This is a genomic window from Chromobacterium aquaticum (assembly GCF_021129195.1).
GTDB classification, from domain to species: domain Bacteria; phylum Pseudomonadota; class Gammaproteobacteria; order Burkholderiales; family Chromobacteriaceae; genus Chromobacterium; species Chromobacterium aquaticum.
This window is the reverse complement of record NZ_JAJOHW010000089.1, coordinates 61817-76286: the sequence shown is the minus strand read 5'-3', so window position 1 is coordinate 76286 and position 14470 is coordinate 61817. Positions and strand designations below refer to the sequence as shown.

General features: G+C 63.4%; 10 protein-coding genes. 5 read left to right on the top strand and 5 right to left on the bottom strand.

The genetic code is table 11. The features are described from left to right. Positions 1–181 precede the first annotated feature (181 nt). The gene (locus LQT98_RS14160) at positions 182–1294 is read left to right on the top strand and encodes an efflux RND transporter periplasmic adaptor subunit (protein ID WP_231463031.1); all 1113 of its coding nucleotides are present in this window, start codon (positions 182–184) and stop codon (positions 1292–1294) included. A 15-nt stretch (positions 1295–1309) separates the two neighbouring features. Continuing rightward, positions 1310–4423, top strand: coding sequence for an efflux RND transporter permease subunit (locus LQT98_RS14155; RefSeq protein WP_231463027.1), 3114 nt, complete (start codon positions 1310–1312; stop codon positions 4421–4423). A 206-nt stretch (positions 4424–4629) separates the two neighbouring features. On the opposite strand, the gene LQT98_RS14150 is transcribed toward LQT98_RS14155, so the two are convergent. Then, positions 4630–4995: a hypothetical protein gene (locus LQT98_RS14150; RefSeq protein ID WP_231463025.1), complete on the bottom strand. Its 366-nt coding sequence runs from the start codon at positions 4993–4995 to the stop codon at positions 4630–4632. Positions 4996–5350: 355 nt separating this feature from the next. Between LQT98_RS14150 and LQT98_RS14145 the strand changes: the two genes are divergently transcribed. The 3 genes from LQT98_RS14145 to LQT98_RS14135 are packed head-to-tail and all read left to right on the top strand — an operon-like array spanning position 5351 to position 9155. Beyond that, positions 5351–7123 (top strand): ABC transporter substrate-binding protein, encoded by a 1773-nt coding sequence (locus LQT98_RS14145; protein WP_053074469.1) that lies wholly within the window; start codon positions 5351–5353, stop codon positions 7121–7123. Positions 7124–7144: 21 nt separating this feature from the next. Next, entirely contained in the window at positions 7145–8083 is a 939-nt protein-coding gene (locus LQT98_RS14140; RefSeq protein ID WP_231463023.1) for an ABC transporter permease, read from the top strand. Positions 8084–8096: 13 nt separating this feature from the next. Then, the gene (locus tag LQT98_RS14135; RefSeq protein WP_231463021.1) at positions 8097–9155 is read left to right on the top strand and encodes an ABC transporter permease; all 1059 of its coding nucleotides are present in this window, start codon (positions 8097–8099) and stop codon (positions 9153–9155) included. Between the two features lie 446 nt (positions 9156–9601). On the opposite strand, the gene LQT98_RS14130 is transcribed toward LQT98_RS14135, so the two are convergent. The 4 genes from LQT98_RS14130 to LQT98_RS14115 form a co-directional block, all read right to left on the bottom strand. Further along, complete coding sequence (locus LQT98_RS14130) at positions 9602–10066, bottom strand: GNAT family N-acetyltransferase (protein WP_231463019.1); 465 nt, start codon at positions 10064–10066, stop codon at positions 9602–9604. Between the two features lie 29 nt (positions 10067–10095). Beyond that, the gene (locus tag LQT98_RS24130; RefSeq protein ID WP_231463017.1) at positions 10096–10809 is read right to left on the bottom strand and encodes a GNAT family N-acetyltransferase; all 714 of its coding nucleotides are present in this window, start codon (positions 10807–10809) and stop codon (positions 10096–10098) included. A gap of 248 nt (positions 10810–11057) precedes the next feature. Beyond that, positions 11058–12458 carry an L-serine ammonia-lyase gene (locus tag LQT98_RS14120; protein WP_048410875.1) on the bottom strand — a complete coding sequence of 467 codons (1401 nt, stop codon included), beginning with the start codon at positions 12456–12458 and terminating at the stop codon, positions 11058–11060. Positions 12459–12544: 86 nt separating this feature from the next. Next, complete coding sequence (locus LQT98_RS14115) at positions 12545–13834, bottom strand: HAAAP family serine/threonine permease (RefSeq protein ID WP_231463015.1); 1290 nt, start codon at positions 13832–13834, stop codon at positions 12545–12547. Positions 13835–14470: the final 636 nt, after the last annotated feature.

The following is a 14470-nucleotide window of genomic DNA, read 5'->3' as shown; positions in this document are numbered from 1 at the left end:
GGTCGGAACAATTCGTGCAATGACATGCATATGAGGTTTATTGTTGTGGCATGATATCGGGCGGCCGCAGTCTGGCCGCCCTTATGCATGCCGGCCGTGCCTGACGCGGCCAGCCATCATGCGACCTCCGCGTCCCGAGCAGCCTGACGGGCCGCCCATTCAATGAAAAGAACAACACAAGATGAACACACGATTTGTCTCCGTCCTGACATTGTTGTTGGCGTTGACGGCTTGTAGCGGCAAGCCGTCCGAGGCGCCTCAAACCGCCGCCGGCAAAGGGGGCGCTTCGGCGCCGGCCGCGCGCGCGCTGTCCAGCGCCGACGTGGTGGCGGCCACGCCGCGGCCGCTGGCGGCCACGATTTCCTTCACCGGCTCGCTCAATGCGCTGACCAGCGGCAGCCTGGCCGCAGAGGTGGAGGCCAGGGTCAAGGAAGTGCGCGTGCGCGAAGGCGAGGCGGTCAAGCGCGGCCAGGTGCTGGCGGTGCTGGACGCCGAGGTGTTGTCGCAGTCGGTGACCGAGCAGAACGCCCAGGTGGCCAATACCGAGGCGCGGCTGCGCCTGGCCAAGGTCAAGCTGGAAAAGCAGCGCGAGCTGCTGCACAAGGGTTTCATCTCGCAGATCGCCTACGACGAATTCGACAGCGATTACCGGGTGAAGGAAGGCGAGGCCAAGGCCCAGGCCACCCAGCTGGCGCGTGCGCGCCGGCTGCTGGCCGACACCCAGATCCGCGCGCCGATAGACGGCGTGGTCTACGAGCGCAAGATCAATCCGGGCGAAGTGGCCGGCAAGAACGCGGTGCTGTTCGCCATCGCCGACCTCTCGGTGCTGGAGATCGCCGCCACCGTGCCGGCGCGGCTGATTTCCCAGATCCAGCCCGGCATGCGGGCCAGCTTCACCGTGGACGGCCAGAGCGAGCCGCAGCACGGCGAAGTGGTGCGCATCAACCCGGTGGCGGTGCCCGGCACCCGCAGCTTCACCTTGTACATCCGCGTGAAGAACCCGGAGCAACGCTTGAAAGTGGGCCAGTTCGCCAAGGGCGGCATCGTGCTCAAGCAGCTTGACGGGCAGGTCGTGCTGCCGCTGCCGGCCATCCACGATCCCGACGGCCAGGCCTGGGTGATGGTGGTCAAGAAGGGGCGGCTGGAGCGCCGTCCGGTGCGGCTGCTGCTGCGTTCCGAGGCAGACCGGCTGGCGGCGGTGGAGGGCGTGACGGCCGGCGAGCCGGTGATCGCGGTCGACCTGGTGGGCGTGAAGGCCGGCGATCCGGTCTCCTTGCCCAGCGGCAAACTCTAAGCGGAGACAACCAGTATGTGGCTGACCCGAGTCAGTGTCCGCAATCCTTATTTCGCCGCCGTGCTGATGTTGACGCTGGTGGTGCTGGGCCTGTTTTCCTGGCAGCGGCTGGCGGTGGAGGAAATGCCGGACATCCGCTTCCCCATCGCCCTGGTGTCCACCGATTATCCGGGCGCGTCGCCCGAGGTGGTGGAAAGCGAAATCTCCAAACCGGTGGAAGAGGCGGTCAACACCATCAACGGCATCAAGGAAATCCGCTCCTATTCCATGGAAGGCAACTCCACCGTGGTGGTGGAGTTCGAGCTATCGGTGAACCCGGTGGTGGCGGTGCAGAACGTTCGCGACAAGATAGGCGCGATCCAGGGCCAGTTCCGCCGCGAGATTTCCGCGCCCACCGTGTCCCAGGTGGACCCGAATGACAACCCGATGCTGAGCCTGGTGCTGACCTCGGACCAGACCCGGCCGCGTGAATTGACCACCTGGGTGGACAAGGTGTTGAAGAAGCGGCTGCAGATGGTGGCCGGCGTCGGCGACGTCAAGCTGTTCGGCGGCGTGCGCCGCGAGATCCGCGTCGATGTCGATCCGGTGCGGCTGGAAGCCTCCGGCCTGTCCTTGCAGGACGTGGCCGACGCGCTGCGCGCCGCCAACCAGGACTTCCCCGCCGGCTCGGTGTCGGCGGTGAGCAAGGAATGGGCGATCCGCGTCGCCGGCAAGCTCAAGTCCGCCGAGGACTTCTCGCGGCTGGCGGTGGGCTACCGCAACGGCGCGCCGATCCGGCTGGACGACATCGCCACCGTGGCCGACACCGAGGCCGAGCAGTCCAGCATCTCGCTGATAGACGGCCAGCCCGGCGTGTCGCTGGACCTGCGCGCCGCGCGCGGCGCCAATGTGGTGGAAGTGGCCGAGGGCGTCAAGGCCAGGGTGGCGGAGCTCAAGAACCAGATGCCGGCCGGGGTCAAGGTGCATTACACCTATGACAGCGCCGAAGACGTGAAGAAGTCGCTGAACAACGTCGAATCCACGCTGCTGGAAGGCGCCGGCCTGACGGTGCTGATCGTGTTCCTGTTCCTGGGCAGCTGGCGCAGCACCGTGATCACCGGCCTGACGCTGCCGGTGTCGCTGATCGGCACCCTGTTCGCGATCCAGATGTTCGGCTTCACCTTGAACATGCTGACCCTGCTGGCCTTGTCGCTGTCCATCGGCCTGTTGATCGACGACGCCATCGTGGTGCGCGAAAACATCGTGCGCCACACCGGGCTGGGCAAGGGCCACTACCAGGCGGCGCTGGACGGCACCAATGAAATCGGCCTGGCGGTGCTGGCCACCACGCTGACCGTGGTGGCGGTGTTCCTGCCGGTGGGCTTCATGGGCGGCATTATCGGCAAGTTCTTCCACCAGTTTGGCCTGACCGTGGCGGTGGCGGTGCTGATATCGATGCTGGTCAGCTTCTCGCTGGACCCGATGCTGTCGTCGATCTGGCACGATCCGCACCATCACGGCGACAAGCACCGCGGCCCGCTGGGGCGGATGCTGGACGCCTTCGAAAGCTCGCTGGACCGGCTGGCGGAACGCTATGTCGGCGCCATCCGCTGGGCGTTGGGACATCGCAAGACCGTGGTCGGCACCGCCTTGCTGCTGACCATCGCCAGCTTCCTGCTGGTGCCGGGCATCGGCGGCGAATTCATCCCGGAGCGTGACAGCGGCAAGTTCACCATCAGCTACCAGACCGCGCCCGGCTCGGCGCTGGAATACACCGCCACCAAGGGTCATGAGCTGGCGGCGGCGGTGAAGGGCATTCCCGAGATCAAGTCGATCTCGATGAATGTGGGCGAGGGCAATTTCGGCGCTGGCAAGAACGATGGTTCGGTGACGGTGGACATCGGCGCCAAGGACAGCCGCCAGCGCAGCCTGAGCCAGGTGATCGCCGACGCGCGCGCGCGGGTGCGGCCGGTGGCCGGCGTCACCATCAAATCGGTGGCCAACGAGCAGCAGCAGGGCAAGCCGATCAAGGTGGGCCTGCGCGGCAGCGATCTGCGCGAATTGTCCGCGGTATCGGAAGACCTGATGCGCCGGCTGGGCAAGATCCAGGGCGTGCGCGATATCGAATCCAACCTCAGCGAAGGCGATCCGGCCTTGAACCTGGTGCTCAAGCGCGACGCCGCCACCAGCCTGGGCGTGGATCTGGCCCGCGTCGGCAAGACGCTGTCCATCCTGCTGGCCGGCAACGCGGTCACCACCTGGGAAGCGCCGGACGGCGAGAACTACGACGTCAAGCTGCGCGTGCCCAAGTCCGAGCGCCGTCAGGAACTGCTGGACGCGCTGACCGTGGCCGGGCGGCCGGATGCGCACGGCGCGGCCAATATGATCCCGCTGTCCTCGCTGATAGAAACCCGGCAGGGCATCAGCCCGCGCCAGATCAAGCGCGTCAACATGATGCGCGAGATCACCATCCTGGCCAATATCGAGGGCCGCGACGCCGGCACCGTGTCCGCCGAGGTGCATAAACTGGTGGAAGGGCTGAAACTGCCGCCGGGCGTGGTGCTGGCGCAGGGTGGCCAGCAGAAGGACATGCAGGAATCGCTGGGCTACGCGGTGCAAGCGCTGGCGCTGGGCGTGGTGTTCATCTACCTGATCCTGGCCGCGCAATTCCGCAGCTTCACCCTGCCGGTCACCATCATGATGGCGCTGCCGCTGGCCTTCGTCGGGGTGTTCTGCTCGCTCTACCTGTTCGGCTCCACGCTGAACATGTTCTCGGTGATCGGCATCATCATGCTGATGGGCCTGGCGGCCAAGAACGGCATTCTGCTGGTGGACTTCATCAACCAGGCGCGGCGCGAGGGCATGGAGCGCAGCGAGGCCATCGTCGAGGCCGGCCGGGTGCGGCTGCGTCCCATCATGATGACCAGCCTGGCGATGATCTTCGGCATGCTGCCCTTGGCGCTGGGCACCGGCGACGGCTCGGAAAGCAACCGGCCGATGGCGCACGCCATCATCGGTGGCCTGCTGACCTCCACGGTGCTGACCCTGATCGTGGTGCCGGTGGTCTACACCTATCTGGATAGCTTGCGCGGCTTGGTGCGCCGCCTGCTGGGCGGCAAGCCGGCGCACCAAGCGGCGGCCGAGCACTGAAACGACAAGAGCCTGCGTTAACGCAGGCTCTTTATTTGGGCGGAAGGGGGGCTTAGAACGTGTTTACGATCTCGCGAGCAAGAGCGGGGCAAGGCGAAAACGAGCGAAAAAGCGGAATGTACAGGTGGTACATGAGCATTTTGAGCTTGGTTTCAACGCCCATTTCTATCCATCCCGCCGACGCGCAGCAGATCGTAAACCGGTTCTTAATTCTTGGGCGGCGCCACGCAGTCATTGCCCTCGAAGCTCACCGACAGAATGGTGTGGGTCTTGGGATCGGCGACGAAATTGGTGGTGCAGCGGTAATACACCGAGCCGCCGCCGCTAAAGCCCCAGGGGTAGTTGTAGAGGCCGCCCTGATAGGGCATGTCCTGGCTGTAGGCACTGCGGTAGGTATAGAGTTGATTGCCGTTGGGCATGGTCAGCTGGCTGGTGGGCGCGCCCCATTGCGCCAGCATCTCGTTGACGTCGCGGCCTTGCCAGCCGTAGACCTTCTGCGCGTAACCCGCCTGGGTGGCGCAGCCGGTCAGCAGGCTGGCCGCAAGCAGGGACAGCGCTAGTGTCGTTTTCATGGTGCGCTCCTGAGCGATGTGGCGGGCGGCTGGAGAGGGCGGCCGCTCGCGGTGGTTCGAAGGGATACTTTTACGATGGCGTCGCCGGCGTCGCTTGTCAACAAGCAGAGCCGGCGCACCTTGTTCATGAGTGTTAAGAACCTGTTTACGATCTGCTGCGCGTCGGCGATACGGCGTTGAAACCGAACTCAAAATGCTCATGTACCACCTGTACATTCCGCTTTTTCGCTCGTTTTCGCCTTGTCTCGCCTTAGCTCGCGAGATCGTAAACACGTTCTAAGAGCCGCTAGAACAGCGACATAAAAACTAGGCCGGCGCCAGACGTCAGGCCGGAGCAACAACAAAGGAGAAAGTCATGAGCCTGACGCGATGCGCGCTGCTGGCGCTGATGGCGTGGGGGGGAATGTCGGTGCAGGCCGCTGACATGAACAAGGTGCTGCACGTGGCCTTCAACGCGCCGGAGACCGGTTTCGACCCGTCCAAGACCTCGGACATCTACTCCGGCGCCATCATCGAACACATTTTCGATCCGCTGCTGACCTTCGACTACCTGGCGCGGCCGGTCAAGGTGGTGCCCAATGTCGCCACGGCCATGCCCACGGTCAGCGCCGACGCCAAAACCTATACCTTCACCCTGAAAAAAGGCGTGTACTTCGCGCCGGACCCGGCCTTCAAGGGCAAGAAGCGCGAGCTGACGGCGGAAGACTACGTCTACGCCTTCAAGCGCTTGATCGATCCGGCGGTGGCCTCGCCGATCAGCGATCTGGTGGCCGGAAAATTCGTCGGCCTGGACGCCTGGGCCAAGCCCGCCGGCGGCAAGATCAACTACGACGCGCCGGTGGCCGGCGTGCGCGCGCTGGATCGCTACACCCTGCAACTAAAGCTGATCCAGCCGTATCCGGCGCTGAAATACATTCTGGCCGCGCCCTTTGTGCAAGGTCAGGCGCGCGAGGCGGTGGAAGCCTACGGCAGCAACACCAACGCCCATCCGGTGGGCACCGGTCCCTATATGCTGGCCAAATGGCAGCCCGGCACCCATATCTCGCTGGTGGCCAACCCCAATTTCCGCAAGCAGACCTTCAACTACCAGCCGGGCAGCGACCCGGAAGACCAGCGCGTCGCCCGCGAGATGAACGGCAAAAGCTACCCGCAGATCGGCCGCATCGAAGTGTCGGTGATCCAGGAGGAGCAGCCCACCTGGCTGGCGTTCAAGAGCGCGGAGCTGGACCTGGTGGGCATCCCCCAGCCCTTGATCCGGCAACTGTTGCGCATGGACCCGAGCAACCCGTGGCGAGCCGAGCTGAAGCCGGATCTCCAGCGCCAGGGCATCCGCTTGCTGCGCAGCCTGGATGAGGAAATCACCTTCTACGCCTTCGGCATGAAAGACCCGGTGGTGGGCGGCTACGGCAAGGACAAGATCGCGCTGCGCCGCGCCATCACCATGGCCTTCAACACCGATGAAACCATACGCGACATCCGCCGCAACCAGGCGGTCAAGGTCCAGTACGTGGTACCGCCCAATGTGGCCGGCCACAACCCGGATTTCCGCGGCGCCTTCCCCTACAACCCGGCGCTGGCCAACGCCTTGCTGGACCGCTTCGGCTACAAAAAGGGCGCGGACGGCTACCGCCGCCAGCCAAGCGGCGCGCCGATGGTGGTGGACTTCCTGACCGGTCCCACCGCCATTGACAAGCAATGGAACGAGTACTGGCAGAAAGCCTTCGATCTGATCAAGGTGCGCGTGGACTTCCGCGTGATGCAGTGGAACGAGCAGATCAAGGCGCAGCGCGAATGCAAGTTCGGCATGAACGGCGCGGCCTGGAGCGCGGACTTCCCGGACGGCGAAAACTTCGTTCAGCTGCTGTACGGCCCCAATACCGGCGGCGTCAACTACGCCTGCTACCAGTCCGCGCGCTACGACCGGCTGTATGAGCAGTCCCGCAATCTGGAGGATGGCCCGGAGCGCAACCGGCTATACGACGCGATGAACAAGACCGTGATGGCGGACACGCCCTGGGCCTTCAGCGACATCCGTTTCCGCAACACGCTGATCCAGCCCTGGGTGCGCGGCGCCAAGCTGCATCCCAACTACAACTACATCTGGCGTTTTCTGGACGTGCAGAAGTAAGCGGCAGGCGAGGAGAACATCATGTCCGCTTTTATCATCCGACGCATCCTGCAGATGATTCCAACGCTGTTTGGCGTCATGCTGCTGGTTTTCACGCTGTTCACCCTGGTGGGCGGCGACCCGTCGCTGGTGCTGGCCGGCAAGCACCTGACGCCGGACGTGCTGGCCAATATCCGCGCCCAACTGGGCCTGGATCAGAGCCTGCCGCGGCAGTTCTGGATTTTCGTCAAGCAAGTGCTGACGCTGGACTTCGGCACCTCCTGGTCCACTCAGCAGCCGGTGGCCGACATCATCGGCAGCCGCGTCGGCCCGTCCTTGACGCTGACCGGCGCGATGCTGGTGGTGGACCTCACCATCGCCATTCCGCTGGCGGCGCTGGTCGCCTATTTCCGCGGCGGTCTCACCGACCACATCGTCACCATCGCCTGCACCGTGGCCATGTCCATCAGCGCGCTGGTCTACATCATCGCCGGCCAGTATTTCCTGGCCTTCAAAATGGGCTGGTTCCCGGTGCGCGGCTGGGGGGATTCCTTCTGGGTCAATCTCTTCGTCTACGTGCCGCTGCCGCTGCTGATGGGCCTGATGGTGTCGCTGGGGCCGGACATCCGTTTCTACCGCAGTTTCTTCGTCGAGGAAATCGGCCAGGACTATGTGCGCACCGCGCGCGCCAAGGGCTTGTCCGAACGCGCGGTGATGCTCAAGCACGTGTTGCGCAACGCGCTGATCCCGGTGGTCACCAGCGTGATGATGTCGCTGCCTTATATGTTGATAGGCGCGCTGGTGCTGGAAAGCTTCTTCGGCATTCCCGGCATGGGCAATGAAGTGGTGATGGCGGTGAACAAGAGCGATTTCCCGGTGATCAAGGCCATCACCATCTATATCGCCATCGCCACCATGGTGTTCAATCTGCTGGGCGATCTGGTCTACAAGCTGATCGATCCGCGCGTGCAGCTGAAGTGAGAGAGGGCTGGAGATGACGACATTGAACAATAGCGCCGGCGCGGCGGCGGCCGCTCCCTCGCGCGGCTTGTGGGCGCTGGGCTGGCAAAGACTGAAGCGCAAGAAAGTGGGTTTTGTGTCGCTGTGGATCGTGGCGGTCTATCTGCTGCTGGCCATCGGCGGCTGGTTCAATCTGGTGGGCGCAAGCTGGACCGATGAAATCGCCGTGCCCTACGCGCCGCCCAGCTGGGTTCAGGCCTCCGCCGACGACGTGTTGCCGCCGGAGCCGACCAAACCCGCCCAGGCGGCTCCCATTGTCACCATGACGCCGGAGGAAGACCCGATAGGCGCGGAGCTGCAACAGGCGCGGCAACACGTGGGCGAATACGCGCAGGCCGCGCCGGCCAAGCGCGCCACCTTGCCTTTTGGCGCGGATCTGCGCGGCCGTGATGTGATAGAGAAAACGCTGAAAGGCACCTCCACCTCCATCTTTGTCGGTGTGTTCGGCGCGGTGGCGGCGCTGTTGGTGGGCTGCGCGCTGGGCGCGGCGGCCGGTTATTTCGGCGGCCGGGTGGACGACGCGCTGGGCTGGTTCTACAGCGTGTTCACCTCGGTGCCGGACATGCTGTTGCTGCTGTCCTTCGCCGCCGTCTCCGGCCGCGGCATCACCACCATCATCGCGGTGATGGCGCTGACCAGCTGGACCGGCTGCTTCCGCCTGGTGCGCGCCGAATACCTGAAACTCAAGGGCCGCGAATACGTGCAGGCAGCGGACGCCATCGGCGCCGGCAGCGCCCGCAAGATGTTCATCCACATCCTGCCCAATATCTCCCATCTGCTGCTGGTGCAGTTCTCCTTGCTCACCGTGGCGCTGATCAAGTACGAGGCCATTCTGTCCTTCCTCGGCTTCGGCGTGGGCGTGCGCCAGGTCAGCCTGGGCTCGATGCTGGCGGAAGCGCCCACCGAGCTGATCCAGGGCTATTGGTGGCAAATGCTGGCGGTCACCTTGTCCATGTCGCTGCTGGTCACCGCTTTCAGCCTGCTGGTGGACGCGCTGCGCGATGCGCTGGATCCGCGCGCGGCGGTGCAGTGAGAGGGACCGAGGCGGCTCAGAATCAGGGTCTGCGGCCGGGGCGCTCTTTTAAAAGTGGCATTCCGGCAGCGGGCGTCGCTGTCCGGCCGCCCTGCTTACCTTGAAGCCTGACTAGCCATCCGCAACAGCCAGTTCACCACGCTGGCGGCCGCATCGGCCGCTTAAACCATGTGGAGGCATTGATTCGCACGGCTTTTGCCCTATATCGGCGTGACGGATGTCCAGGAGGCTGCGATTGAACCGGCGGAAATCGCCGTTGATGAACTGGAGAATGGCATCGCGCTAATGGTTGCCGAGCCCTTGAACCTAGCTGAGTCCACGTTTCACCGGGCTGGATACTGAGATTGCGTGTGCTGGCCGACATAAAAAACCGCCAGGAAACCGGCGGTTTTTTATGCTGTAGTGCTTGCAGCCGGTTCACGATCCCACGAGCCGTGAACCGCGGCTTAAGCGGCCGGCTCCAGCTTCAGCTCCAGAATATGGTCGCCATGCTGGTCCGACTCGCCGCCATGAACCCAGCCAAGATGGCGGTAGAAGCCGTAGGAGCGCGCCGCCGGATCGCTGGAGCAACTGAGGAACAGCCGCTGCCAGCCATGGCCGGCCAGCGTGTCCACCATATGCAGCAATAGGCGGCGTCCCCAGCCGCCGGCCTCGTATTCCGGCAGCAGCGCCAGCACCACGATCTCGCCGCTGTCGCGATCGCCAAAGCAATAGCCGGCCATGCGCTCGCCGTCCCAGGCCACCCAGCCCGGCAGTTCGCCGCTGAGGATGCCGTCGCGCCAGCTCGCCACGGTAATGCCCAGCTCGGCCAGCCTGGCCTCGGTGAACGCGTTCTCCCGGGTCAGCGCGCGTATGCGCAGGCATTCGGCCGCGTCGTCGGGGAGGGCGGGTTTGAGCCTCAGGGTCTTCATCTTGTTGTCCTTATCAATGAGGTGTTGGCTCAGCCGTGGATGATGTCCCAGCTGCCATACAGCGCCAAGCCCGCGGCGCGGGCGACCGCGAGCGAGGCAAGGTTGTCCGGCTGGCTGCGGTACTGCGGTTCGAAGCCGCGCCGCAGCGCGGCGCGGCCCATCGCCCGCGCCAGTTTATGTGCATGGCCGCGGCGGCGGAACGCCGGCAGAGTCAATAAGCCCATGTCGGCGATGCCGCTGGATTCCCGCCATGGATACAGGCTGCCGGCCCCAGCCAGGCGGCCCTCGGCGAAAACGCCCATTACCAGCCAGTGATCCAGCTCGACATAGGCGGCGTCCAGGTCCTGTTCCGACGCGCCGCCCTGAAAGGCGGCGAACAGGGCCTGGTCGTCCGGCGTCAGCGGCCGGCAGCCGTCCGGCTGCGGGCTTTGCGATAAGGCGTCCAGCTGGACGGCGGGAAAATAGAAGATCTGGTCCGCGCCGTGCAGGGTGCGGCCGGCCGCGGCCAGCGCCTGGCGCAAGCTGTCCATGGTCCAGACCTGGCGCTGCGCCAGTTGCAGCCGCTGCGCCAGGTCCGCGCGCAACAGCGCCTGCCTCTGGCCGGCTTGCGGCTCCAGCAGCATGCCTTGCGTTTCATCATCCAACCGGGGGCAGCTGGCTATCCGGAGCGTAGCGTCCTCGTAAACCAGGGTTTCACCGGCGAAAGCCGCCTGCCAGTAATCGTGCACAGTCGCAGAAAACACATGGGCCCCTTTTGAGGTGATGGCGCCGCCGCCGTGACCGGGCGGGGCGATGGGATGAGCGGGTTCAGACCGTGAAAGTTGAGAATTTTGTCATACTCTCGCGCGCCACGCTGTGCTTATTGTGAGGGCATGCCCGCGCCTTGGCATTGCCAGGGGGCATCGGGGTCATGAGGGAGCAAAAACGCCGGCCATGAAAAACGCCGCCAGCGGGGCTGGCGGCGTTGTCGGGACTGGCTTCAGGCCTGAACTCAGGCGGCGTCGTTCACCCAGCGGATGGCCTGGGTCGGCGCAACCTTGTTTTCCGTCACGATCTGCAGGGCCAGGCCGCCGCAGGAGGTTTCACGGTACTTGGCGTCCATGTCCTTGCCGGTTTCGTACATCGCGGCGATCACCTTGTCCAGCGACACCTTGGGGCTGCTGACGCGGTGCATGGCCATGCGCGCGGCGTTGATGGCCTTGACCGCGGCGATGGCGTTGCGCTCGATGCAGGGAATCTGCACCTGGCCGCCCACCGGGTCGCAAGTCAGGCCCAGGTTGTGCTCCATGGCGATTTCCGCCGCCATGCACACCTGGGACGGGCTGCCGCCCATCAACTCGGTCAGGCCGGCCGCGGCCATGGAACAAGCCACGCCCACCTCGCCCTGACAGCCCACCTCGGCGCCGGAGATCGACGCATTGAGCTTGAACAGGCAGCCGATGGCGCCGGACGACAGGAAGAAGCGCAGGCAGCTGTCCTCGTCCAGCGGCTGGATGAAGTGGTTGTAGTAGGCCAGCACCGCCGGCACGATGCCGCAGGCGCCGTTGGTGGGCGCGGTGACCACGCGGCCGCCGGCCGCGTTTTCTTCCGACATCGCCATCGCGTACATATTGACCCAGTCCATCACGCTCATCGGGTCATTGGCCACTTGCAAGGAGCTGGTCAGCATGCGGTGCAGGGCCGGCGCGCGGCGCGGAATCCGCATCGGGCCGGGCAGATTGCCCTCGGTGCGCATGCCGCGCTCGATGCTGGTCTTCATCACATCCCACACCTTGGCGAAGTGCTGCTCGACATCCTTGGCTTCGTGGAAGGCTTTTTCGTTTTCCATCACCAGCGCGGACACGGACAGGCCGGTTTCCTCGCACATATCCATCATCTGCTGCGCGCTGAGGAAGTGATAGGGCACCGGGGTGTCGCTGCAGGAGCTTTGATTGAAATGCTCCTCGTCCACGATGAAGCCGCCGCCGATCGAATAATAAGTCTTGGTCAGCACGCACTCGTCGCCGACGAAGGCGTGGATCTGCATGCCGTTTTCGTGCATCGGCAGGTTGGCGGTGTGGAAATCCATGTCGAAGCCCACGCGCTGATGGGTGCGGCCCAGCGTCAGCTGGCGGGTTTTTTCCACATCGGCGATCAGGGCCGGGGTCTGTTCCGGGTCCACGGTGTCCGGCAGATTGCCGGCCAGGCCCAGGATGATGGCGTGGTCGGTGCAATGGCCCTTGCCGGTCAGGGCCAGCGAGCCGTAGCAGTCGACGTGAACATGGGTGACTTGGTTGAAACGGCCGGTTTCCTTGAGCGAGCCCAGGAACTGGTGGCCGGCCTTCATCGGACCGACGGTGTGGGAACTGGAGGGGCCGACGCCGATTTTGTAGATATCAGTCATGCTGAACATGATTGCTTACCTCTTGGCTTGATACTTAGGCTTGATGCTGAGGAACCCGGCCGGCCGCGACCGGCCGGGTTGTCAGAGAAGGGCGATCAGGCGAACAGATCGTAGAAGATGGCGGAGATGGCGATCAGGCCGATCAGAACCACGAAGATGTTGCTGGCGGCGCCGGAGTATTTCTTCATGGCCGGCACTTTGGCGATGGCGTACATCGGCATCAGGAACAGCAGCATCGCGATCACCGGGCCGCCCAGGGTTTCGATCATGCCCAGGATGCTGGGGTTGAAGGTGGCCACGGCCCAGGTGGTGATGATCATGAACACGGCGGTGAAGCGGTCCAGCTTGGCGGTCTCGATGGACTTGCCGTTCTGGCGCAGTTGCTTGATCACCAGGCCGTTGAAGCCTTCTTTGGCGCCCAGGTAGTGACCCAGGAAGGACTTGCTGATGGCGACGATGGCGATCAGCGGAGCCACCCATTCAATCACCGGGTTGCGGAAGTGGTTGGCCAGGTAGGACAGGATGGAAATGTTCTGCGCCTTGGCAGCGGCCAGGTCCGCCGGGGACAGGCTGAACACGCAGCTGAACACGAAGAACATCACCGACAGCACCATCATGACGTGAGCGCGGATCAGCACGCGGCCGGCGGCCGGCTCAGCGGCGTCGCCATGCAGCTTCTGCTGGTCAACCGAGAAGGACGAAATGATGGGCGAGTGGTTGAAGGAGAACACCATGACCGGGATGGCCAGCCACAGCGTTTTGTAGAACGCGCCGTGGGACAGGGCGTCGCCCAGGCTGCCGGCTTGCTGGATGGCCGCGCCGTTCCATTCCGGAACCAGGTACAGCGCCAGCAGCATCAGGCAGGCGACAAAGGGGTAAACCAGCACGCTCATGGCCTTGACGATCATCTTCTCGCCCAGGCGCACGATGGCCATCAGACCCAGGATCAGGATCAGCGACAGGATGGCGCGCGGCGGAGCGGACACGCCCAGCTGGTTGACCATGAAGGATTGCACGGTGTTGGTGATGGCCACGCTATACACCAACAGAATGGGGTAGATGGCGAAGAAGTACAGCAGGGTGATCAGCTTGCCGGCGCCCACGCCGAAGTGCTCTTCCACCACCTCGGTGATGTCAGCGCCCGGCTTGGAGCTGGACAGCACGAAGCGGGTGAGGCCGCGGTGAGCGAAGAAGGTCAGCGGCAGGGCCAGCAGCGCCATGACGATCAGCGGCCACAGACCGCCGATGCCGGCGTTGATGGGCAGGAACAGGGTGCCGGCGCCAATGGCGGTGCCGTACAGACCCAACATCCAGACGGTATCTTGCTTGGTCCATGCGGACGAAGCGCCTGATTTGGGCAGGGGGGTGGAAACGGCTTGAGACATGATATTGGCCTTCATTAAAGACAAATGGGGTAATCGTTTTGGCGTGCCGCCCGGCGGCGCGCCGTTTTATCTCTTGCTAGACTTTTAGTCAGTAGCGGGAACCGTTGATTAGTGATTCACGCTTCATTGATGTGCATGGTATAGGCAGTTGTACCGAGGGGGTTACACCTTTCAGAACATCAGTTGATTCTAATCAACTTTATTTTGAAGCAAAACGAACATCCGAACAATTGCTATTTGCTGTTGATGACTTATCAATATCATGATGATTGATTGTTTTTGGTTTAAAAATAAGAAAAATAGGTCATAAAAATAAGAAAATTGCTCGATATGTGGTTTGTTTGCGGAATATTCCAATTTTCAGATTGTTTTGATTTTATGTTGCTTTGCTGATCGTTGTTGAGTGAAACCGAGCGCTTGCTTGAAAGCTCAGCCGGGTTTTTCGACATGGTTCGAGCTAGTTGTAACGCGGTAAGACACGCGCATGGCATGGGTGGAGCGACGGCGGCTAGGATTGGAAACAGGCTGCCTAGTCCGTGGCAATGGCTTGGTTTGGTGAGCTAACTAACTGAAAAATAGTAATTAATTGGATTGCTGTGGTGGGTGGCGGGCACAATGCAGGGGAGGTGGAGGTGC